The following is a 20578-nucleotide window of genomic DNA, read 5'->3' as shown; positions in this document are numbered from 1 at the left end:
TTAGCTCCAAACCTCGGGATGGGTTTGATCAATTGTTGTAATTAACTCTTTAGGCCATCGCTTGGGACGCATCGCCGGCGTCACTGCAATCACCTCAATTTCGGCTTGGCAAAGGACTCTATCAGAGCCCTCCTTAACAACAGCTTGCAGAAACTTAATTCGTGCACCCTGTGGTTTTTTAATGGTGGTGTGAACGATTAACTGATCATCTAATTTTGCAGGTGCTAAATATTGCGCTTCCACAGATCCCACCACAAAAATCAGATGATTCGCTGCCAACTCATGTTGCGACCAACCCGCACTGCGTAAAAGCTCAGTGCGTGCACGTTCCATAAACTTTAGATAGTTGACGTAGTAGACGATACCACCAAAATCGGTATCTTCAATGTAAACCCTTACAGGCCACTTAAACGCCATCATTAAACCTCAGGTTTGTCGACACCGAAGTATCGATAAGCATGATCTGTAAGCACTCGGCCACGTGGCGTGCGCATCACAAAACCCTGTTGAATCAGGTAAGGTTCCAAGACATCCTCAATGGTGTCTCGCTCTTCACTGATAGCCGCAGCCAAACTATCGACACCCACGGGACCGCCACCGAATTTCTCTAACATAGCCAGCAGCATACGGCGGTCCATGTGGTCAAAACCGTGTTGATCGACATTGAGCATATTCAATGCCAAGTCAGCCATTTCGGCAGTAATACGGCCATCGCCCTTCACTTCAGAGTAGTCACGGGCACGTCTTAATAGACGGTTTGCAATACGCGGCGTTCCACGTGAGCGGCGAGCGATCTCATGCGCACCCGCCTCATCAATTTCTGAGCCACTGAGGCGTGCAGTGCGCATCACAATCTTGGTGAGATCAGCAACAGAGTAAAACTCTAAGCGCTGCACAATACCAAAGCGGTCACGCAGAGGGGATGTTAAAAGGCCCGCACGCGTCGTTGCACCAACAAGCGTAAAAGGTGGCAGCTCAAGTTTTATTGAACGCGCTGCAGGCCCCTCCCCGATCATAATATCGAGCTGGTAATCTTCCATTGCGGGATAGAGCACCTCTTCAACACTGGCGCTGAGTCGATGGATCTCATCGATGAATAGAACATCACCCGGCTCAAGATTGGTAAGTAGAGCCGCTACGTCACCCGCTTTCTCGAGAACAGGACCTGAGGTCGTTTTGATCTCACTTCCCATCTCGTTCGCAATGATGTTGGCGAGTGTTGTTTTACCGAGTCCTGGTGGTCCGAAGATCAGGGTGTGATCAAGCGCTTCATTTCGTTTTCGAGCAGCATGGATAAAGATCTCCATTTGCTCTCGCACCTGCGGTTGCCCTTCATAATCTTGGAGTGATTTCGGACGAACAGCTCTGTCCTGAACCTCTTCTCCAGGCGCACCCACAGGGGAGATAAAGCGGTCTTGTTCGATCTGCATCTTAACCCGCCACCATCATTTTCAGGGCCTGACGAATAAGTGCTTCAGTCTCAGCGTCAGCGCCTAGAGTATTAGCTGCCTGCTCAATCGCTTTGGTAGCCTGCATCGGTTTGTAACCTAGGGCTATCAGTGCAGTCTCTGCATCCGCTCGATGATCTTGTTTAGGCTGAACCGGTGCACCAACACCCTGTCCAGATAGCTCAAATTCAATCGCAGTGGGCGATTCAAGTTTAGAGAGCTTATCTTTCATCTCAATGATCAAACGCTCAGCCGTCTTTTTACCAACACCCGGTAGGCGCGTCAGAGCTGAAACATCCTCATTATGAACAGTACGGATAAACTCAGGGGCAGAGATGCCGGAGAGGATAGTGAGAGCTAGCTTAGGACCAACGCCGTTCACTTTAATCAGTGTTCTGAAAAGCGAACGCTCCTGTTTATCAGCAAACCCATAAAGTAGCTGAGCATCTTCACGGACAACAAAGTGGGTATAGATGGTCACAAATGTGCCGATATCCGGCAGCTTGTAGAAGGTGTTCATTGAGGCTTCAACTTCATAACCCACACCTGAAACATCAATTAACAACTCAGGGGGAGTTTTCTCAACCAACTCACCGGTTAGACGACCAATCACACGAAATCCTCAACAAATAGTAAGGTTGATCCTATCCCACTTTGCTTTGCAGAACTACAGCGGATTAGGCGCTTTTTAAACTTATCTACAGACGCCAGCGACCACGTGATGATCGACGTGAACCTGCAGTCGCAATTAACCCCTGACGGGTATAAGCATGACAGAGTGCAATCGCCAAACCATCGGCGGCATCGACCTGGGGTAAACCGGGTAGCGAAAGAATACGCGCAACCATCGATTGCACCTGCCCTTTATCTGCAGCACCGGTACCTGTCACAGCTTGCTTAACCAAACGCGCGGCATACTCATGCACCTCTAACCCCTTAGAGGCAGCAGCAACAATCGCAGCACCACGTGCCTGACCAAGCTTCAGTGCTGAGTCAGCATTACGCGCCATAAAGACCTGCTCTATCGCAACCTCTTGTGGCTGAAACTGCTCTACCAGCTGGGAGATACCTTCAAAGACCTGGCGCAATTTTTCCGGAAGGCTCGCGTCAGCGATACGGATACAACCGCTAGTGACGTACTCCGCCTTACTGCCCTGCGCATCGATGATGCCATAACCAGTAATTCGCGAGCCCGGGTCGATCCCAAGTATCAGCATGCAAAGCCTTATGTCAGATTTAAATACCTGTACATAATAACAGTAGTTTTAATTGAGACCAATAGGTGTGTTGTTGTGGGTTTGGAGCGTAATTACTCGGGCTATCCTGCCCTCACCCTTCGGGCCAGCTAAAGCTGTTCAAAACTGATCCCGTCAGTTGTGTAGAAAGCGGATGACAGGCTGAAGGCCTGTCACCGATGCGATGAACTGGCTACGGAGTGGCGGTGACCGGCCTTCAGCCTGTCACTCGCTTTATCAGCATTTTCCAGAGACTCAGTCCAGACACAAAAAAACCGGCTAAAAAGCCGGTTTTCTTAACTAAACACCCAATTAAGGTGTTTTGCGAAGTTTGATGTTCAACTCGCGAAGCTGAGCTGCGCTCACTTCACCTGGTGCTTCTGTCATTGGACAAGCAGCAGACTGAGTTTTAGGGAATGCGATTACTTCACGGATTGATGAAGAGCCGGTCATCAGCATGATGAGGCGGTCTAGACCGAACGCCAAACCTGCGTGTGGTGGCGCACCAAACTTAAGCGCGTTAAGTAGGAAGCCAAACTTCTCTTCAGCCTCTTCATCAGAGATACCCAGTACTTTGAATACCGCTTTCTGCATCTCTTGATCGTGAATACGAACCGAACCACCACCAAGCTCACAACCGTTAAGTACCATGTCGTATGCACGAGATAGCTGACCTTCAGGCTGTGCAATCAGCTCTGCAGGTGAACAGTTTGGAGATGTGAATGGGTGGTGAAGTGCGGTCATGCTGCCATCTGAGTTCTCTTCGAACATTGGGAAGTCGACAACCCATAGCGGCGCCCACTCTTTTTCGATCATGTTTAGATCTTCGCCCACTTTAATACGAAGTGCACCAAGTGCTTCGTTAACGATGGTCGCTTTATCTGCACCGAAGAATACTAGATCTCCGTTCTGTGCTCCTAGACGCTCCATGATCGCCATAGCGACATCAACACCAAGGAACTTTACGATTGGAGACTGAAGTCCCTCTTCGCCAGCAGCTAGATCGTTAACTTTGATCCAAGCTAGACCTTTAGCGCCATAGATTGATACAAACTTGGTGTAGTCATCAATCTGCTTACGTGTAAGTTCACTACCGCCTGGCACTTTAAGTGCTGCAACACGACCCTTAGGATCAGTTGCAGGACCAGCAAATACTTTGAAATCTACGCTAGCAACGAGATCTGCAACGTCAACCAACTCCATTGGGATACGAAGATCTGGCTTATCCGAACCAAAACGCTGCATCGCTTCTGAGTATGGCATACGTGGGTAGTCACCAAGATCAACACCCAATAGATCCATGAATAGACCACGGATCATCTTCTCAGCCATCGCCATCACTTCCTCTTCGCTCATGAACGAAGTTTCGATGTCGATCTGAGTGAATTCAGGCTGACGGTCAGCACGTAGGTCTTCGTCACGGAAACACTTAGCGATCTGGTAGTAACGATCGAAGCCAGAGACCATAAGTAGCTGTTTGAATAGCTGAGGTGACTGTGGCAGTGCGAAGAAGCTACCTTCGTGTGTACGGCTAGGTACAAGGTAGTCACGTGCACCTTCTGGAGTCGCACGCGTTAGAATCGGAGTTTCGATATCTAGGAAGCCGTTCTCTTCAAGGTAAGAACGCACGTTGTGAGTCACTTTAGAACGGAAACGAAGCTTCTCTTGAATCTCTGGACGACGTAGGTCGATGTAACGGTGACGAAGACGTACGTCTTCACCTACGTGCTGGTGCTCATCCAACTGGAATGGAGGCGTCTCAGCTTTGTTAAGGATAACAAGATCCTTACCTAGCACTTCGATAGCGCCAGTAGACATATCAGCATTGGTTGTGCCTGCTGGACGCGCACGTACAAGGCCATCAACTTTAACTACGAACTCGTTACGACAGCTATCTGCAAGGGCAAAGCTCTGCTCACGATCTGGGTCAAATACAACCTGAGTGATACCCTCACGGTCACGCAGATCAAGGAATATAACACCACCGTGGTCACGGCGACGGTGCACCCAACCTGTTAATGTAATCTCTTGTCCAATATGTTCTTCGCGAAGGTCGCCGCAGTAGTGGCTACGCATAGTTAAGCTGTCCTATCTAAATCTAAGGTGATATTCCGATCACAAAAATCGATTGTCCAAGAAGTGCCTGGACATAAAGGCGCGAATTATACCTGAATTGGCGGGCTATTACAGGGCATTTTTGTGGTATTTCAGGGTATAGGAAGTGAATTTGAAAAACGATTCGCTATGCGAATCGATCGCGGCTTACCCTGCGGGTAATGCACTCCTAGAACCGGGCTATGAACAGCACTCTTCTGTAGGAGTGATCTTGAGCGAAGCGAAAGACCGCGAAATATATATCTGATGCTGGATCGGGGTTGTCCCTTCAGGCCAATCCCTCCTACAACCGAAAATAGAAATTACATTTTCAGCTGGCTCAACAACCCATCCAATCGCTGCTTAATATCGGCAAGCTGCGCATCGCTGTAGGGCTCTGCAGGAACCTTACCCCAAACAGGACCAGGCCAAGCAGCATCGTCCTCTTTTCGCACAATGACATGGACATGCAATTGCGAAACCATATTCCCTAAGTTTGCGACATTCATCTTCTTCGCCGCGAATAGGTCAGATGCAGTCTGGGCTAAGGCGGAGCTTTCATGCAGCAGCTGGACTTGATCAGCTTCGCTGAGATGGTAGATCTCTGTCACTCCGGCACGACGTGGTACTAAAATGAACCAAGGGTAGTGAACGTCATTCATCAAAAGTAACGTACAAAGTGGAAAATCACCCAGTTTGTGGGTATCAGCTTGAAGCTGCGGGGCTAACGAAAACTCGAGCTCTAATTCATCCATTTTCGATATACTCATTTTGTGACCTCTTAAGAGGTAAATATTTATCTTGGTTTCATAGTAGATGATAGAAGTTAGGACGTACAACGCAATTAGCGAAATCGGCGTAGAGCGTTGGAATAGGCTACGCTCAAACGACTACCCCTTCCTAAGTTATGAGTTTCTCTATGCGTTAGAAGCAAGCGGCGCCGTGAGCAGCAAAAGCGGCTGGCAACCGATTCATATTGAAATCAGCAAGAACTCAGAAACGTTAATTCTGATGCCTCTCTATCTGAAGCACCATTCCTGGGGAGAGTATGTTTTTGATCACTCTTGGGCGGATGCTTACTCGAGAAATGGCTTGGCGTACTACCCAAAACTACTCACTGCGATCCCATTTACACCCAGCACCGGCCCACGCTGGCTGACAAAACTTCCGAACGATGAAGCATACCCTTACATCACCTCTGCAGTTGAAGCGCTAGCGAATGAGCACAATTTAAGTGGTTGGCATCTACTCTTTCCGGAGAGCTTACCTCAGGAGTCGTCTGATCTATTGATCCGGGAAGGTGTTCAGTATCACTGGTTCAATCGTGACTATCAGAGCTTTGACCACTACTTAGATCACCTTAAATCACGCAAGCGCAAAGAGATTCGAAAAGAGCGAAACCGCACGGCAGAGTTCGATTTTATCCACCTAAATGGCAATGAAATCAGCGATGAGCAACTGAAGCTTTTCTACCACTTTTACGCACTCACCTACTTCAAACGCGGCCGTAATCCCTATCTGCCTGAAGCATTCTTCAGACAACTCTGCGAGACGATGCCAGAGCAGCTTCTATTTGTTTTCGCCTATCTTGAAGAGAATGCTGTCGCTGCTGCACTTTCACTTCAAAATGGGGAGACACTCTATGGTCGATATTGGGGGTGCGAGGATGAGTACCACAGCCTGCATTTTGAGACATGCTACTACCAAGGGTTAGATCACTGCATCGCTAAAGGGCTTAAACGGTTTGACCCAGGTGCACAGGGTGAACATAAGATACAACGTGGTTTTGAACCTATCACCACACATTCCGTGCACTTTATTGCACACCCACAATTCCGTGAGGCGATAGGTGATTTTTGTAATGAAGAGCGGGACTATTTGGCAGAGACTCGCGAACAACTTGCGCAGTACCTGCCATTTAAATTGGAATAAATAGCGCGCCCAAAAACGAGGCGTAACTTGATTAAATCTGATCAGTGAAGTGTCTGTTCGTACTTCTTCTGAATAGCGATAAGCTGCGGTTGGATATCCAAAGGAGCGTATCGAATAGCCTCATCAAAGAGCTCTCTGTTTTGTTCTGAGAGACGCTCCTCTTCAGACATTTGGGAAAGTTGGCGCATCGCTTCCATAAACTTAGGGTGTGGTTTAGTTGACGACATAATAGACCTCCCAAATACTTAACAGAGACAGTTTAACCGACAGCGAGAAACAAGCAATTATTTAGCTAATTTTATCTGCAAGTTGATGCCGAAGTGTGACATCAGCTTCTGGCTTCGCAAGCCAACCAGCCATCTCACGCTTAACAATCGCAGCAAGAGCATCAATGTGAGCAGCATCTGAATTTAGCGCTTCAATGTACTCATAGCGCTCACCACCCGACTTCATAAAGTACTCACGGTTCTCTTCACCAATCTCTTCGATCGTCTCAAGGCAGTCAGAAGAGAATCCGGGACAAACGACCTGGACAGATTTCACACCCTGTGCCGGCAGAGACTTCAAGGTCTCATCGGTGTAGGGTTTCAACCACTCTTCACGACCGAAGCGAGATTGGAAACAGGTCATGTACTCATCTTTAGTGAGACCAAGCTGCTCAGCCACAAGACGCGTCGTTTTGTGACACTGACAGTGGTAAGGATCGCCACTCATCAGATAGCGCTTAGGCACTCCGTGATAAGAGAAGATCAACTTATCTGTACGACCATGTTCGGCCCAGTGCGATTGAATTTTGTTAGCTAGAGCAGAGATATAGCCTGCATCATCTGCATACTGCTGTATGAAGCGTAGATCAGGAATCCAGCGACGCTGTTGAAAATCTGCTGCAATCGCATCAAAGGTAGAGGCAGTTGTAGAACCACTGTACTGCGGATACAGAGGTAACACGACCAACTGACGCACTCCCTCTGCCTGCATCTTATCTAAAACTGACTCAATCGATGGATTGCCATAGCGCATCGCGAATTCGACCACGACACGATCACCGAACTCACCCTGCAACTTCTCACGCACCGCCTCAGTTTGAGCCTTGGTGTGAATCAGTAGTGGCGACCCCTGCTCTGTCCAGACACTAGCGTAGGCTGCAGCAGAACGTTTTGGACGGACATTAAGAATAATGAGGTTTAGGATTGCCCACCAGATAGGACGCGGCACTTCGACAACACGCGGGTCCCAGAGAAACTCTTTTAGATAACGACGCAGCGCCTGTTTAGTTGGAGCATCAGGAGTACCTAAGTTAGTCAGCAACACCCCCACCTTGTCACGTTGACTGTGGGAAAACTCTGGAAAACCTTTGTACTTCATGATTTAAGCCTTAACAGTTATTGCTGGAAGTGTAGCGAACAAAATGGGATAGGACTATCCAATAAAGGGTTGATTACGCACCCCTTTTTAATTGAGATCACTTAATCGCGCAAAACAAAAGGGCCAGCACTAAGCTGACCCTTTGAACGAATCGATATTGGATAATCGTTTTAAGCGAGTTCGATAGGTTTGAATGGCACTAATGTGTCGACATCAGCTTCGTAATCAACACCCGCAACTCCAAACCCGAAGAGTTTCAAGAATTCATCTTTGTAGAGTTGGTAGTCAGTCATATCGAAGAGATTCTCAGTCGTAACCTGCGGCCATAGATCACGGCAGGCAGTCTGGATATCATCACGTAGTTCCCAATCATCAAGACGGAAGCGGTTACCCTCATCCATCACCACTGAATCGCCATAGAGGCCAGTACGGAACAGACGATCGATCTGCTCCTGACAACCCTCATGCACACCTTCAGCTCGCATGATTTTAAATACCATAGCCAAGTAGAGAGGCATAACAGGGATAGCTGAAGAGGCCTGAGTCACAACAGACTTAAGTACCGCAACATTTGCCTGACCGCCATGCTGACCAAGGCGCGCATTCAATTCACTCGCTGCGCGATCTAGATCCTGCTTAGCCTTACCAAGCGTACCGTGCCAGTAGATTGGCCAGGTGATATCAGTACCGATGTAGCTGTAAGCAACAGTCTTAGCGCCTTCTGCTAGCACACCTGCTTTATCCAGAGCGTCGATCCAAAGTTCCCAGTCCTGACCGCCCATGACCTTGACAGTAGAGTCGATCTCTTCCTGCACAGCTGGCTCAATTTCAGCTTCTGTAATCACATCTTTGTTAGTATCGATTGCAGTTGAACGATAAACCTCACCGATTGGTTTTAGCGCCGAGCGAATCACTTCACCGCTATCTGGCATTTTGCGAACAGGTGATGCGAGTGAGTAAATAACTAGATCGATCTGACCTAGATCCTCTTTCACTAGATCGATAACCTGCTGTTTAGCTTCATGCGAGAAGGCATCGCCATTGATAGATTTAGCGTACAGGCCCGCCTCCTGAGCAAGCTTGTCGAAAGCTGCCGAGTTGTACCATCCCGCAGTACCTGGTTTTCTATCTGTACCCTCTTTTTCAAAGAAGACACCAATGGTTGAAGCACCTGCACCGAATGCAGCAGTGATACGTGAACTTAGACCGTAACCACTTGAAGCACCTACAATAAGTACACGTTTAGGGCCATCAATTTTGCCCTGTGCTTCAGTTTTTGCGATCTGTTCGCGAACGTTCATTTCACAACCAGTTGGATGTGTTGTGGTACAGATGAAACCACGGATTTTAGGCGTAATGATCATGCTCTTTTCACTAATCCATACAATAAATCGAAGGCGTTAAGATAACCGATTTCTTCTTCTAGGCACAGTAGCGCTTGCAATGTGCACTAGAAGAAAGGGATTATCTCTCAAATTATTTTGGAGGATGTATGCAAGAACTACACGGTTACTACCTTGAAGATCTATCAGTTGGAATGAGCGCAAGCTTCGCAAAAACCATTACAGAATCAGATGTCTATGGCTTTGCGGGCATTTCTGGCGACATGAACCCAGTCCACATTAATGAAGAGTATGCAGCGACCACTCCGTTTGGCCAGCGCATTGCTCATGGCATGTTAAGTGCGGCGCTAATCTCAACCGTAGCAGGCACCAAACTTCCAGGACCAGGTTGTATCTACATCGATCAGCAGATCAAATTTAAAGCTCCCCTTTTCATCGGCCAGACCGCAAGAGCTGAGATCACTGTAAAAGAGATTAACGAAAAACGCCGCCGTGTAATCTGCGATACCTATGTCTACGTTGGCGACAAAGCGATCGCCGTGGGTGAAGCAACATTCATGGTCGACTCAAAAGCGAGCTAAAAAATAGACTTCGTCACACTGATTAGCCGATCTTATACAAAGGTCGGCTGACTTCTCACTCTAACTTATGTATCATTCGCGCCACTTAAGACAACCACCGTCTTAGTTTTAATAAAAAAATAATAAATCGTTACCTAGGTTTTATCGTGAATAAGATACTCATTAGCGCCTGCCTTATGGGCGACAACGTTCGTTATGACGGACGCAGCAATCCAATTAATCACTCTCTAATTGAAAAGCTCGATGCTGAAGGCAGACTCGTTAAGGTGTGCCCAGAACTCTTAGGCGGATTATCAGTTCCGCGCGCCTATGCTGAGATCAAACAGCGCATCCCAATGCAGGTCATCACGGTAGATGGCGATGATGTGACACCTCAGTTTTTATTGGGCGCTGAGCTTGCTGTTGAAGAGGCAAAACGCCAGGGTTGCACTGTTGCTCTGTTAAAATCGGGCAGTCCAGCTTGTGGCAGCCGCAACATCTCTGGCGCTGCATTTAGCGGGAAACCTTCTGATGGGGCAGGCATTGCCGCGCAAGAGCTTATTCAGTCAGGCATACCCGTTTACGATGAAACTCAGCTCGATGAGCTTGCTGAAATCCTAAATCAGCTCGATTTTGTTGCAGAATCCGCTTAACTTTCATCACAAACCTTGTAGCGAGAAGAGCCCATCCTTAAAATATGGGCTCTTTTTGTTTACAAAACTCATTGCCGGAACCTAAAGCCCATGCGCGCCAGCCAATTTTTAATCGCTACAGTTAAAGAAACCCCAGCAGATGCGGAAGTTATCAGCCACAAGCTGATGCTACGTGCTGGGATGATCCGTAAATTGGCTTCAGGTCTATACACCTGGCTACCTATGGGCCTGCGTACACTTCGTAAAGTTGAGCAGATTGTCCGTGAAGAGCTCGATAAGTCTGGCGCACAAGAGGTTCTCATGCCTGCTATTCAGCCAGCAGAGCTATGGCAGGAGTCTGGTCGCTGGGAGCAGTACGGCCCAGAACTACTTCGTCTACATGACCGCCACAACCGTGAGTTCTGTGTTGGTCCTACACATGAAGAGGTTATCACCGACCTGATACGTGGTCAGATTAAGAGCTACAAACAACTTCCAGCTAACTTCTACCAGATCCAAACAAAATTCCGTGATGAGATTCGTCCACGCTTTGGCGTAATGCGTTCACGTGAGTTCATCATGAAGGATGGTTACTCTTTCCACATTGACCAGGCGTCACTGCAAGAGACCTATGACACCTACTTTGCAACCTACGTGCGCATCTTTGATCGCCTAGGCCTAGATTACCGTCCAGTAATAGCTGATAACGGCTCTATCGGTGGCACAGGTTCACACGAGTTCCACGTACTGGCCGATTCTGGCGAAGATGACATCGCATTTTCTGATAGCAGCAACTACGCAGCTAACGTAGAGATGGCAGAAGCTGTAGCTCCAAAGGCTGCACCCGATGCGCCAACTGAAGAGATGCGTTTGGTTGACACACCCAATGCGAAGACGATTGCAGCTCTGGTTGAACAGCACAATGTTCCAATCGAGAAGACCATTAAGACACTTATGGTTAAAGCATCCGATCAGGTAGATTCACCCATCGTTGCTCTGCTTGTACGCGGCGACCACGAACTTAATGAAATTAAGGCAGAGAAACAGCCTGAGGTTGCCTCACCATTAGTGATGGCTACTGAAGAGGAGATTCGTGCCATCGTAGGAGCTGGCCCTGGTTCACTGGGACCAGTAAATCTACCTATGCCAATCATCATCGACCGTGCTGTTGCCTGTGCTTCAGACTTTGGCGCTGGTGCCAACATCGATGGTAAGCACTACTTCGGTATCAACTGGGAGCGTGACCTACCTACACCACGTGTTGCTGACCTTCGTAACGTTAAAGCGGGCGACCCAAGTCCAGATGGCCAAGGCACTCTTAATATTCGTCGTGGTATTGAAGTGGGCCACATCTTCCAGCTTGGTCTTAAATATTCAGAAGCGATGAATGCGACCGTTCTAGATGCTAATGGTAAATCAGTGCCAATGACCATGGGCTGTTACGGTATCGGTATTACCCGTGTGGTGGCCTCTTCTATCGAACAGAACAACGATGAAAACGGTATCATATGGCCAGAATCCATTGCGCCGTTCACTGTTGCGCTAGTACCTCTGAACTACGATAAGTCTGATGAGGTCCGCGAGACTGCAGACCGCATCTATGAAGAGCTTAAAGCGAAGGGCGTAGACGTGCTTCTGGATGACCGTAAAGAGCGTCCAGGCGTTAAGTTTGCAGACATGGAGTTGACAGGTATTCCACACCGCTTGGTTATCTCTGATCGCGGCATCGGCAGTGGCCAACTTGAGTACAAAGGTCGTCGAGACGCTGAAGCGAGCGACATTCCACTTGAAACAGCTGTGGATGCACTTATCGCTAAACTTGGAAAATAGTCGCGACGCGAATTTCAAAGATAAAAAAACCAGCTTATGCTGGTTTTTTTTGGTTTTAATTACTCATCAAAGTGGTAGTACTTTCTGTTGAGGTAGGTTGCGACATCAGTCACCTCCTCTGGGAACCAACCCACATTCATAGTGTCATTACACCCTTGCACCCAAGCCTGCTCGAGATTTTTAAAGCTACTTGCCAGGCGATCTTTGCGCGTATAGAACGATGGCTGGTGACAGGTTGCACAGGTGACATCATCACGCATCTCACCGTTAATTGAGCGTGAGAACTCTGTATTGTCATACAGATCTTGGCCACTCTCAGGGTCGCCAGAAGCTAGCGCTAATGGAGATACTAACAGCGTTGCGATTAGTGCTATTTTTTTCATTATTACACTCCTAAGACTCAAGGAATTTAGAGTCGGTTTAGCATCGTTAGTAGTTGCTCCGGCTGTGGAACACCTACTAGGGTTAACTCCTTATGATAGATACCTTGTCCATCATAAAAGATCAATGTCGGCGGCCCTAAAACTTCGAACCGTTTATTCAATTTAGCAGACTCTTCATCATTTGCAGTGACATCTACTTTTATCAATCGCATCTGACCTAAACGGTCACGCACCTCTTGGTCAGCAAAAGTGACATAATCTAACTCTTTACAAGAGACACACCAATCAGCGTAAAAGTCCAACATCACAGCACGCTGTTGTGCTTTGGCTTCTGCCAACTGAGAATCTAAACCTGCTACCGTAGTCACGGTATTAAACTGGAGTTTATCTTCTGCAACTGCAGCGCCGCCAATCCCCCCTTTGAGTGGGTATAGAAGACTACTGCTACCGGCAAATACACCCACTGCCAGAGAGGCACCGTAGATGAGGAAGATAATTCCAACACCCTTACCTACTTTACGCATGGAGTGCACTTCTGGAGCATGAAACTCCAACACACCCATGAAAACCGCAGTAACGATTAATACCAGAGCAACCAGTCCCATAGTGACCTGAACAGGCACGATACGATCCAGCATCCAAACAGCCATTAGCAGCAACATCACACCGAAGCCCGCTTTGACTGTCTCCATCCAACCACCAGCACGCGGCATCAATTTAGCAGCAGAGGTTCCAATCAATATAAGCGGTACGCCCATACCCAAAGACATCACAAAGAGCGCAGCACCACCTAACACCGGATCCCCTGTTTGGCCTATGTAGATCAGAGCGCCTGCAAGAGGGGCTGCCATGCAAGGCCCTACAATCAATGCCGATAGAAAGCCCATGATCGCTACGCCAGCGTAGGTTCCGCCCTGCTGCTTATCGCTATTACGCGTCAGCCAGGTTTGGACGCTGCTCGGCATCTGCAACTCATAGTAGCCAAACATCGAGAATGACAGAGCTACAAAAATTAGGCTGAAAATAACAATAACCGCAGGTGCCTGAAGAGCAGCCTGTAAATTCGCACCAAACAGACCAGCAATGACACCGGCGATTGTATAGGTCAGCGCCATCGCCAACACGTAGATAACTGAGAGAGTAAAGCCGTGACGCGTATTCGCTCTATGCCCCTGCCCTGCAATAATTCCTGACAGAATTGGAATCATCGGGAACACACAGGGTGTGAGGGATAGGGCCAATCCAGCAAGGAAGAAAATCCCAAGCAGAGCGGCTAATGATGAGTTAGCAAAGGTCGCAAAGTAGAGATCCTGCTCACTTGCAGCTACAGGTGTTGATTGAACAGTTTGCTTTGCTACAAGTGCAGATTTAACCGCAAGATCAGTCAGAGAAAACTGCGCACTAACCGGCGGATAGCAGATCCCCCCTTCCCAACACCCTTGGTAGCTAAGGTTTACTGTAGCGTCAGCAGGTATCTGAGCATCCCTACGAGCGAGCTGTAGCTCAACACGAGCCACATTATGAAACACCTCTACCTTGCCAAATACGGGGTCATCTTTGGTGTCGGTGTTTGAATCGCTGCGCGAGATAAGCTCCAACCCTTCAGGCAAGGTAATCTCGATACGGTTTTGGTAGAGGTAGTAGCGCTCAGCGATATCCCAATTTAGGAGAACCTGGGAGTCGCTCTGTTGTAATGCACTAAACTTAAACGCCTGATCGACATCCAAAGGCTCATCATCAGCACCACCAAAAATTGAGGCGTGACTTGCTGTGACCGACACGATCAGAAGCGTAAATACGAAAATTAAGCGCTGAAACAGTAACAAATTAACCTCTCTTTAAAACGTATCTAAAGCTTTAGATGCGATATAAGTATCTCAATAACAGCTATTATCCGGTTTTCCTGCTATTAGATCACTATTCTGCTATCAATTTGTAGTTTCTCACCTTGCACGCTTTTGTGCATGTGCTAAAAAGACGCCTCTACAGCAGTTTATTTCTCGGTAAGACATTATGTTTGATACTCGCATAGACGATCTAAATATTGAATCTAACACCCCGCTCATCACTCCTGATGCCCTGAAAGATCATCTACCTCTTTCAGATAAAGCAGCAACGAGTGTTATGAATGGCCGTGATACGATTAAACGCATTCTCAAGCGCGAAGACCCACGTCTTTTTATCGTGGTAGGCCCATGTTCAATTCATGATCCTGAAGCTGCTATTGAGTATGGTCGTCGCCTTCTTAAGCTACAAGAGCAGGTGAAAGATAGCCTATACCTTGTGATGCGAGTCTACTTTGAGAAGCCACGCACCACCGTCGGCTGGAAAGGTCTTATCAACGACCCTCACATGAATGATAGCTTTGAGATTGAAGAGGGTCTCAAGATTGGTCGCAAACTGCTTCTAGATCTTGCCGAGATGGGACTACCACTAGCAACAGAAGCACTGGACCCAATCTCTCCACAGTACATGCAGGACCTTATCAGTTGGTCTGCGATTGGTGCACGTACAACTGAATCACAGACCCACCGTGAAATGTCTTCAGGCCTTTCAGGTGCTGTCGGTTTCAAAAATGGTACAGATGGCAGCCTAGATGTTGCAATCAATGCGATGCAGTCGGTAAGCCACCCACACAGCTTCTTAGGTATCAACGCCGATGGTCAGGTGTCTGTAGTGCGTACTCGCGGTAATAAGTATGGTCACGTAGTACTGCGTGGCGGTGCCGGTCGTCCTAACTACGATACCGTAAGCGTAAGCCTCACTGAGCAGGCACTTGCGAAGGCTAAGCTTCCTGAGAACATCATGATTGACTGTAGCCACGCTAACTCAAGCAAAGATCCAGGTCGTCAGCCTCTTGTTGCTAAAGATGCGACGCACCAGATCGTGCAAGGCAACCGCTCTATTGTAGGCCTGATGATCGAATCGAACATTCACTGGGGCAACCAGTCGATTCCTGCCGATCTAAGCGAGCTTAAATACGGTGTTTCAGTGACTGATGCCTGTATCGATTGGGAAGCAACCGAGAGCTGCCTGATAGATATGGACAACGCACTAAAGGATATTCTGCCTAAGCGATAATCAGCGCTTAAACGTAAAAAGGAGATCAATTGATCTCCTTTTTTGTCTGTTAAAGCTAAGCGTTAATCGCGCTTAGCAATACCATCCTTACCTGGGAAGTCATCAGCACACTCACGCGCGTTAGGCATTTTAAGCCATAGGCGGTAGAGATGACGCTTACGCTCCGGTTCTGGGTAGTCTTCAAAACCAGTACGAGAGTGGAAAATAGTGTAGTTGTTACAGAACTGAATATCGCCCGGCTCCATCATCATATCGAGGCGAATATCTGGGTCATTCAGAATTGAATCAACAAGGTCGAAAGCTTCTACCTCAACTGGAGATAGCGGCAACCCTGCTTTGTTCTGCGCAATCTCAATGTACTGACGCAGATGCATCGCGCTCAGTTTACCTTTGTAGTAACTGAAGATTGGAGTTGGACCAGCACTTCCGTTATTGATGTGCTCCATCAGGAAGTGGCGGTGCAAAAGACCTAGGTACTCTTTATGATTTTCAAAAATCTCATTAAAGAGTGTCATAGCGCTAGAGATACTGCTCAAACCACCCGATTTCGCTTTACGAAGACTTAGCAGACCAACCACATCCGACATATCAGCGTGGTATGGAAGGTACTCGCTAGTCTCATAAACACGCACGCTCTTCGGATCAGCAGCACCTACATCACGCACATGACCTAGCATGTCACCTTTGATGTTCTGAGATACAGGCGTACCCATGTGAAGACCAAGACCATAGTAGAGAATTGCAGCCTCTTCGTCGGTGTAACGTTCCATCGGTAGCCCGCGAATTAGAATAAAGCCTTTGCCGTCCTCTAGCTCTGTATTGAAGTGGTTGATTGCATCAGCCAGTTCAGTGATCGGGAAGTCCTCTTTGGTGAAGTCTGGACAGGTCAGTCCTTTCGCTTTAACTGCAGCAAGACCCTTCTCAAGGATAGCGATCTGCTCATCAGACCAGTGATAGATCCAAGAGTCATCGTTTTTAATATCCTTGCCTTTCCATGCGGCTGGGACATCGATTTTCTTTCCATAAATAACGGACATATTAACTTCCTAAACAGCGGACTTTTTATAAATAGTTATGTGAATCGTTTCAGGGACCGATAACGACTCAAAAAAAGAAATATAGTTAAAATATTATCTATAAAACCGCACAGAAATACATAGGACTTATGTATTCCATCTAGCAAAATGTAGTTATAGCGTATCCAACCAACCTGAAATAGTCTGGGCAAATAGTTCTGGCGCTTCGTACTGAACAAAATGGCCGGTATTCAGAACTACAAGTTTAGTTTGAGCCTTCACCATTTTTGATTCCATATCTGCGTGTTGTTGTGGCGTGCTCCAAGCATCCTCTTCACCAGCAATAAGAATCGTGGGGGTATTAATCTCAGCTAACAGTGGCACTGCATTAGGACGATTAACCAGTGCTCTAATTTGTCGTTCGTGCTGCTCTTCACCTGCACTCACACAGCTATCAAAGAGGTTTTTGTAGCGTACAGGTTCCTCTTCAGGGAAACCCTTCGCAACCATAGGCGGCAACCACTTCTCCACCAGAACATGCATACCCTGCTCATTAGCCAGCTCAATCACAGATTCACGCTTCTCAGTCTCACCCTCAGCAAGTGGATGAGCACCCGTGGCAATCAGTCCAAGTCCTTTAATTCGCTCTGGAGCTAAACGCACCATCTCAAGGGCTACTCGCCCTCCCATAGAGTGACCCAACGGTATCAAATCATCCGAAACAGAATCTAGAACGCTCTGCGCCATAGCTGTGATTGTATTGGGCTCTGAAACATCAGCAATAACGACATCAACACCCATGTCACTCAATAGATTAGCAACATCATCCCAAGCCAATTCGTTGCAGATAAGACCTGGAATTAAAACAACGGTAGAGCCCATAAATCCCTCAAACTCAATCAGGTATAGATATTCAATATTGATGCAATATACCTGATCGAGAATAAAGAGTTTTATTACACAGCGCTATTGAATAGAGTAGGAGCAATAAAAATAACAGTTACAGAGATGTTCTATGTATCAGCGCGACCTTACCCCTGCAGAGATTGAGAGCTACCAACAAGATGGTGTGGTGCTTGTTAAAAATGCCGTAGACCCCTCTTGGATCGGCACACTTATTGAATTTGCAGATAAGCAGCTTAACAGCCCAAGCACACTTTCGAATGACGGCAATCCCGGTAAAGAGACGGGCCGCATGTTTACAGATAGATACCTATGGCGTAACTCTGATGTCATCTACGACTACATCAGCCAATCCGGCTGTGCTCGTCTTGCAGCTCAAGCTATGCAGAGTCAAAGTGCGCGTTTCTATTTCGACCACCTACTCGTCAAAAAGCGAGATACCAGCACTCCCACCCCATGGCATCAAGATGTACCCTACTGGCCATTTAGGGGGAAACAGATCGCCTCTATTTGGCTTGCTCTAACACCCGTCACCGTCGAAGGGAGTGGCTTGGAGTTTGTTAGGGGTTCCCATAAGACTGAGCAATTTTACCTACCAGAGGCCTTTGGCAGTTCAGGTGCGAAAGTGAACTCATGGACTGGCACAGGTGAAGGTATCCCATGCCCTGATATTGAATCAGATCGCAGTAGTTTTGATATTGTTGGAAACGACTTAGAGCCTGGAGATGCCCTACTATTCTCAGCCTGGACGCTTCACGGTGCGCCCGGCAATAGCTCTTCAACTCAAGATCGCTATGCAATCTCTACTCGCTGGCTTGGCGATGATGCGATATGGGACCCTCGCCCTGGCACAGACCCCAGCGTAAATCCTGCTGAAGTAAGAGCCAAAGCTGGAGAATCACCTTCAGATAACGCTATTTTTCCAAGGTTTTACTAGAACAAAATCAAGCTAGGGCAGCAAAAGTTGACATATCAATTTCTGCTGCTTACCCTGCCACTATTCATGGATAGATTTTGAAGGGGACGCATGAAGATTACGCTAAATCAAGATAACCGAGACGTACTCGATTTTGAGTGTTATCCCCAACACCTTCTATCTGTTGTCAGCAACAAAATCACCAGCATCTCCTCAAATCAGTATCTCAGCCAGTTTGGCTTTGGCCATGTTGAGATGCGAGTACTCGCCTCTATTGCTTATCGGCCTCACCAAAAGGCTGTGGAAGTATGCGCCCTTATATCTATCGATAAAGCTGCTGCAAGCCGTGCAATCACTAAACTGGCTGACGCGGGCTTTCTGGTAGGAGTGACTGAGTCCCCGAAAGGTAAACAGAAACGCTGGTCATTAAGTGAAGCAGGCTGGGAATTACACGAACGCTTTTTGAAGACAGTGATTGTACGCAATACCGGGATGACAAAAGGGATAGATGAAGCGGAGCTAGAAGCTTTTACGCAGACTATGCACAAGCTGATGGCTAACCTTAGCCAGATGGAACAGAAACTGGTGTAAAAAACCGGGGTCAGAGTAGTCTAATAAGACTACTCTGACCCCGATCTGGGCGATGCTTAGAAGGTATCACCAGGAACGTGTACAAACCCTGTCATCAGAAGACGCGCACTGCGGCTCATGATGGCAGCTTTAGCTGTCCACTCACCATTCACCTCTTCTGCTTTAGCACCGACACGTAAAGTGCCCGATGGGTGTCCAAAGCGAACAGCTTCTCGCTCGCCGCCACCTGCAGCAAGGTTAACCAGCGTACCAGGAACAGCTGCTGCTGTAGCAATAGCTACTGCCGCTGTACCCATCATCGCGTGGTGTAGTTTACCCATAGAGAGGGCACGAACAAGAACATCCACATCATCGGTTGTGATCGCTTTGCCACTTGATGCTGTGTAGTTTTTAGGTGGTGAAACAAACGCAATCTTAGGCGTATGCTGACGCGTCTCAGCCTCTTTAAGATCGGTGATCAGACCCATTTTCAATGCACCATAAGCACGCATGGTTTCAAAGCGTGCAAGCGCTGTAGGGTCGTTATTGATCGCTTCACGAAGCTCTGTACCCTCGTATCCAATCTCTTCAGCATTTAGGAAGATGGTTGGGATACCCGAGTTAATCATCGTCGCTTTAAACGTACCCACACCTGGAACATCTAGATCATCTACTAGATTACCCGTTGGGAACATTGAGCCTTCACCATCGGCTGGATCCATGAACGAGACTTCAATCTCAGCAGCAGGGAAAGTCACACCATCTAGCTCGAAGTCACCGGTCTCTTGTACCTGACCGTTAGTGATCTGAACTTTACCGATGATGGTCTTCTTAATGTTTGCCTGCCAAATTTTTACTTCGCAGATACCGTTTTCAGGAATCTTTGCTGGGTCGATGAGCCCTTCATGAATCGCATATGGACCAATAGCAGCTGACAAGTTGCCACAGTTACCCGACCAATCCATAAATGGACGATCGATCGCCACCTGACCAAACAGGTAATCAACATCGTGACCAGGCTGCGTGCTCTTAGAGACAATGACTGTCTTCGATGTAGATGAGGTCGCCCCACCCATGCCATCGATCTGAGCACCGTATGGATCTGGTGATCCGATAACACGCATCAACAACTTATCACGCGCTTCACCCGCTACCTGACAAGCTTCTGGAAGGTCCTTCAAATTGAAGAACACACCCTTAGATGTACCGCCACGCATATAGGTCGCGCGTACCTGAATTTGAGGAACAAATGCCATTTCAAACTCTCCAT

Annotated in this window: 22 protein-coding genes; 8 read left to right on the top strand and 14 right to left on the bottom strand. The window is 47.7% G+C overall.

The annotated features are described in order from the left end of the window. The 5 genes from ybgC to aspS form a co-directional block, all read right to left on the bottom strand. A complete protein-coding gene (gene ybgC, locus HH196_RS01730) occupies positions 1-420 on the bottom strand; it encodes a tol-pal system-associated acyl-CoA thioesterase (protein ID WP_248276874.1) in 420 nt (139 codons plus the stop codon). Continuing rightward, entirely contained in the window at positions 420-1430 is a 1011-nt protein-coding gene (ruvB, locus tag HH196_RS01725; protein ID WP_169450379.1) for a Holliday junction branch migration DNA helicase RuvB, read from the bottom strand. Before ruvB ends, ybgC begins: the two co-directional genes overlap by 1 nt. Before the next feature lies 1 nt (position 1431). Beyond that, entirely contained in the window at positions 1432-2061 is a 630-nt protein-coding gene (gene ruvA / locus HH196_RS01720; protein ID WP_169450378.1) for a Holliday junction branch migration protein RuvA, read from the bottom strand. Between the two features lie 85 nt (positions 2062-2146). Further along, positions 2147-2665 (bottom strand): crossover junction endodeoxyribonuclease RuvC, encoded by a 519-nt coding sequence (ruvC, locus tag HH196_RS01715; RefSeq protein WP_169450377.1) that lies wholly within the window; start codon positions 2663-2665, stop codon positions 2147-2149. Between the two features lie 330 nt (positions 2666-2995). Beyond that, on the bottom strand, positions 2996-4759 hold the full coding sequence (gene aspS, locus HH196_RS01710; protein WP_169450376.1) for an aspartate--tRNA ligase: 1764 nt from the start codon (positions 4757-4759) through the stop codon (positions 2996-2998). 151 nt (positions 4760-4910) lie between these two features. Between aspS and HH196_RS11595 the strand changes: the two genes are divergently transcribed. Next, positions 4911-5045 carry a hypothetical protein gene (locus HH196_RS11595; protein WP_256366880.1) on the top strand — a complete coding sequence of 45 codons (135 nt, stop codon included), beginning with the start codon at positions 4911-4913 and terminating at the stop codon, positions 5043-5045. A gap of 55 nt (positions 5046-5100) precedes the next feature. Here the strand turns inward: HH196_RS11595 and HH196_RS01705 are convergent, their stop codons facing one another. Then, positions 5101-5532 carry an HIT domain-containing protein gene (locus HH196_RS01705; protein ID WP_169452273.1) on the bottom strand — a complete coding sequence of 144 codons (432 nt, stop codon included), beginning with the start codon at positions 5530-5532 and terminating at the stop codon, positions 5101-5103. Between the two features lie 61 nt (positions 5533-5593). Between HH196_RS01705 and HH196_RS01700 the strand changes: the two genes are divergently transcribed. After that, the gene (locus tag HH196_RS01700) at positions 5594-6709 is read left to right on the top strand and encodes a GNAT family N-acetyltransferase (RefSeq protein ID WP_211160804.1); all 1116 of its coding nucleotides are present in this window, start codon (positions 5594-5596) and stop codon (positions 6707-6709) included. A gap of 41 nt (positions 6710-6750) precedes the next feature. On the opposite strand, the gene HH196_RS01695 is transcribed toward HH196_RS01700, so the two are convergent. The 3 genes from HH196_RS01695 to fabV form a co-directional block, all read right to left on the bottom strand. Next, positions 6751-6936 carry a hypothetical protein gene (locus tag HH196_RS01695; protein ID WP_169450375.1) on the bottom strand — a complete coding sequence of 62 codons (186 nt, stop codon included), beginning with the start codon at positions 6934-6936 and terminating at the stop codon, positions 6751-6753. Between the two features lie 61 nt (positions 6937-6997). Continuing rightward, on the bottom strand, positions 6998-8074 hold the full coding sequence (gene hemH, locus HH196_RS01690) for a ferrochelatase (RefSeq protein ID WP_169450374.1): 1077 nt from the start codon (positions 8072-8074) through the stop codon (positions 6998-7000). Positions 8075-8244: 170 nt separating this feature from the next. Next, positions 8245-9438, bottom strand: a complete 1194-nt coding sequence (gene fabV / locus HH196_RS01685; protein WP_169450373.1) for an enoyl-ACP reductase FabV — start codon at positions 9436-9438, stop codon at positions 8245-8247. 128 nt (positions 9439-9566) lie between these two features. Here fabV and HH196_RS01680 point away from each other — a divergent pair, with 128 nt between their 5' ends. From HH196_RS01680 to HH196_RS01670, 3 genes are all read left to right on the top strand, one after another. Next, a complete protein-coding gene (locus tag HH196_RS01680; RefSeq protein ID WP_169450372.1) occupies positions 9567-9998 on the top strand; it encodes a MaoC family dehydratase in 432 nt (143 codons plus the stop codon). A gap of 146 nt (positions 9999-10144) precedes the next feature. After that, positions 10145-10630 (top strand): DUF523 domain-containing protein, encoded by a 486-nt coding sequence (locus tag HH196_RS01675; protein ID WP_169450371.1) that lies wholly within the window; start codon positions 10145-10147, stop codon positions 10628-10630. A gap of 90 nt (positions 10631-10720) precedes the next feature. Next, positions 10721-12439, top strand: a complete 1719-nt coding sequence (locus HH196_RS01670; protein ID WP_169450370.1) for a proline--tRNA ligase — start codon at positions 10721-10723, stop codon at positions 12437-12439. Positions 12440-12498: 59 nt separating this feature from the next. Here HH196_RS01670 and HH196_RS01665 read toward each other — a convergent pair whose 3' ends face one another. Together HH196_RS01665 and dsbD are read right to left on the bottom strand one after the other, a co-directional pair. Further along, positions 12499-12822, bottom strand: a complete 324-nt coding sequence (locus tag HH196_RS01665) for a hypothetical protein (protein WP_169450369.1) — start codon at positions 12820-12822, stop codon at positions 12499-12501. A 26-nt stretch (positions 12823-12848) separates the two neighbouring features. Continuing rightward, complete coding sequence (dsbD, locus tag HH196_RS01660; protein WP_248276873.1) at positions 12849-14648, bottom strand: protein-disulfide reductase DsbD; 1800 nt, start codon at positions 14646-14648, stop codon at positions 12849-12851. Positions 14649-14835: 187 nt separating this feature from the next. Here dsbD and HH196_RS01655 point away from each other — a divergent pair, with 187 nt between their 5' ends. Continuing rightward, positions 14836-15903: a 3-deoxy-7-phosphoheptulonate synthase gene (locus HH196_RS01655; protein ID WP_169450368.1), complete on the top strand. Its 1068-nt coding sequence runs from the start codon at positions 14836-14838 to the stop codon at positions 15901-15903. Between the two features lie 62 nt (positions 15904-15965). Here HH196_RS01655 and HH196_RS01650 read toward each other — a convergent pair whose 3' ends face one another. Both HH196_RS01650 and HH196_RS01645 read right to left on the bottom strand, forming a co-directional pair. Next, positions 15966-16940 (bottom strand): TauD/TfdA family dioxygenase, encoded by a 975-nt coding sequence (locus tag HH196_RS01650; RefSeq protein ID WP_169450367.1) that lies wholly within the window; start codon positions 16938-16940, stop codon positions 15966-15968. Between the two features lie 153 nt (positions 16941-17093). Continuing rightward, the gene (locus tag HH196_RS01645) at positions 17094-17801 is read right to left on the bottom strand and encodes an alpha/beta fold hydrolase (RefSeq protein ID WP_169450366.1); all 708 of its coding nucleotides are present in this window, start codon (positions 17799-17801) and stop codon (positions 17094-17096) included. A 133-nt stretch (positions 17802-17934) separates the two neighbouring features. Between HH196_RS01645 and HH196_RS01640 the strand changes: the two genes are divergently transcribed. Both HH196_RS01640 and HH196_RS01635 read left to right on the top strand, forming a co-directional pair. Further along, on the top strand, positions 17935-18759 hold the full coding sequence (locus tag HH196_RS01640; protein WP_169450365.1) for a phytanoyl-CoA dioxygenase family protein: 825 nt from the start codon (positions 17935-17937) through the stop codon (positions 18757-18759). Between the two features lie 90 nt (positions 18760-18849). Next, positions 18850-19329 carry a MarR family winged helix-turn-helix transcriptional regulator gene (locus HH196_RS01635; protein ID WP_169450364.1) on the top strand — a complete coding sequence of 160 codons (480 nt, stop codon included), beginning with the start codon at positions 18850-18852 and terminating at the stop codon, positions 19327-19329. 56 nt (positions 19330-19385) lie between these two features. Here HH196_RS01635 and prpF read toward each other — a convergent pair whose 3' ends face one another. Then, on the bottom strand, positions 19386-20564 hold the full coding sequence (prpF, locus tag HH196_RS01630) for a 2-methylaconitate cis-trans isomerase PrpF (protein ID WP_169450363.1): 1179 nt from the start codon (positions 20562-20564) through the stop codon (positions 19386-19388). Positions 20565-20578 lie beyond the last annotated feature (14 nt).

The organism is Marinobacterium sp. LSUCC0821 (genome assembly GCF_012848475.1).
Taxonomy (GTDB): Bacteria; Pseudomonadota; Gammaproteobacteria; order Pseudomonadales; family Balneatricaceae; genus Marinobacterium_E.
The sequence above is the reverse complement of the archived record's forward strand: the minus strand, read 5'-3'. Positions and strand labels throughout refer to the sequence as shown.

Coding starts and splice junctions, on each gene's coding strand:
- ybgC (WP_248276874.1), bottom strand. CDS start 420: ATGATGGCGTTTAAGTGGCCTGTAAGGGTTTACATTGAAGATACCGAT.
- ruvB (WP_169450379.1), bottom strand. CDS start 1,430: ATGCAGATCGAACAAGACCGCTTTATCTCCCCTGTGGGTGCGCCTGGA.
- ruvC (WP_169450377.1), bottom strand. CDS start 2,665: ATGCTGATACTTGGGATCGACCCGGGCTCGCGAATTACTGGTTATGGC.
- aspS (WP_169450376.1), bottom strand. CDS start 4,759: ATGCGTAGCCACTACTGCGGCGACCTTCGCGAAGAACATATTGGACAA.
- HH196_RS01705 (WP_169452273.1), bottom strand. CDS start 5,532: ATGGATGAATTAGAGCTCGAGTTTTCGTTAGCCCCGCAGCTTCAAGCT.
- HH196_RS01700 (WP_211160804.1), top strand. CDS start 5,594: ATGATAGAAGTTAGGACGTACAACGCAATTAGCGAAATCGGCGTAGAG.
- HH196_RS01695 (WP_169450375.1), bottom strand. CDS start 6,936: ATGTCGTCAACTAAACCACACCCTAAGTTTATGGAAGCGATGCGCCAA.
- hemH (WP_169450374.1), bottom strand. CDS start 8,074: ATGAAGTACAAAGGTTTTCCAGAGTTTTCCCACAGTCAACGTGACAAG.
- fabV (WP_169450373.1), bottom strand. CDS start 9,438: ATGATCATTACGCCTAAAATCCGTGGTTTCATCTGTACCACAACACAT.
- HH196_RS01680 (WP_169450372.1), top strand. CDS start 9,567: ATGCAAGAACTACACGGTTACTACCTTGAAGATCTATCAGTTGGAATG.
- HH196_RS01670 (WP_169450370.1), top strand. CDS start 10,721: ATGCGCGCCAGCCAATTTTTAATCGCTACAGTTAAAGAAACCCCAGCA.
- HH196_RS01665 (WP_169450369.1), bottom strand. CDS start 12,822: ATGAAAAAAATAGCACTAATCGCAACGCTGTTAGTATCTCCATTAGCG.
- HH196_RS01655 (WP_169450368.1), top strand. CDS start 14,836: ATGTTTGATACTCGCATAGACGATCTAAATATTGAATCTAACACCCCG.
- HH196_RS01650 (WP_169450367.1), bottom strand. CDS start 16,940: ATGTCCGTTATTTATGGAAAGAAAATCGATGTCCCAGCCGCATGGAAA.
- HH196_RS01645 (WP_169450366.1), bottom strand. CDS start 17,801: ATGGGCTCTACCGTTGTTTTAATTCCAGGTCTTATCTGCAACGAATTG.
- HH196_RS01640 (WP_169450365.1), top strand. CDS start 17,935: ATGTATCAGCGCGACCTTACCCCTGCAGAGATTGAGAGCTACCAACAA.
- HH196_RS01635 (WP_169450364.1), top strand. CDS start 18,850: ATGAAGATTACGCTAAATCAAGATAACCGAGACGTACTCGATTTTGAG.
- prpF (WP_169450363.1), bottom strand. CDS start 20,564: ATGGCATTTGTTCCTCAAATTCAGGTACGCGCGACCTATATGCGTGGC.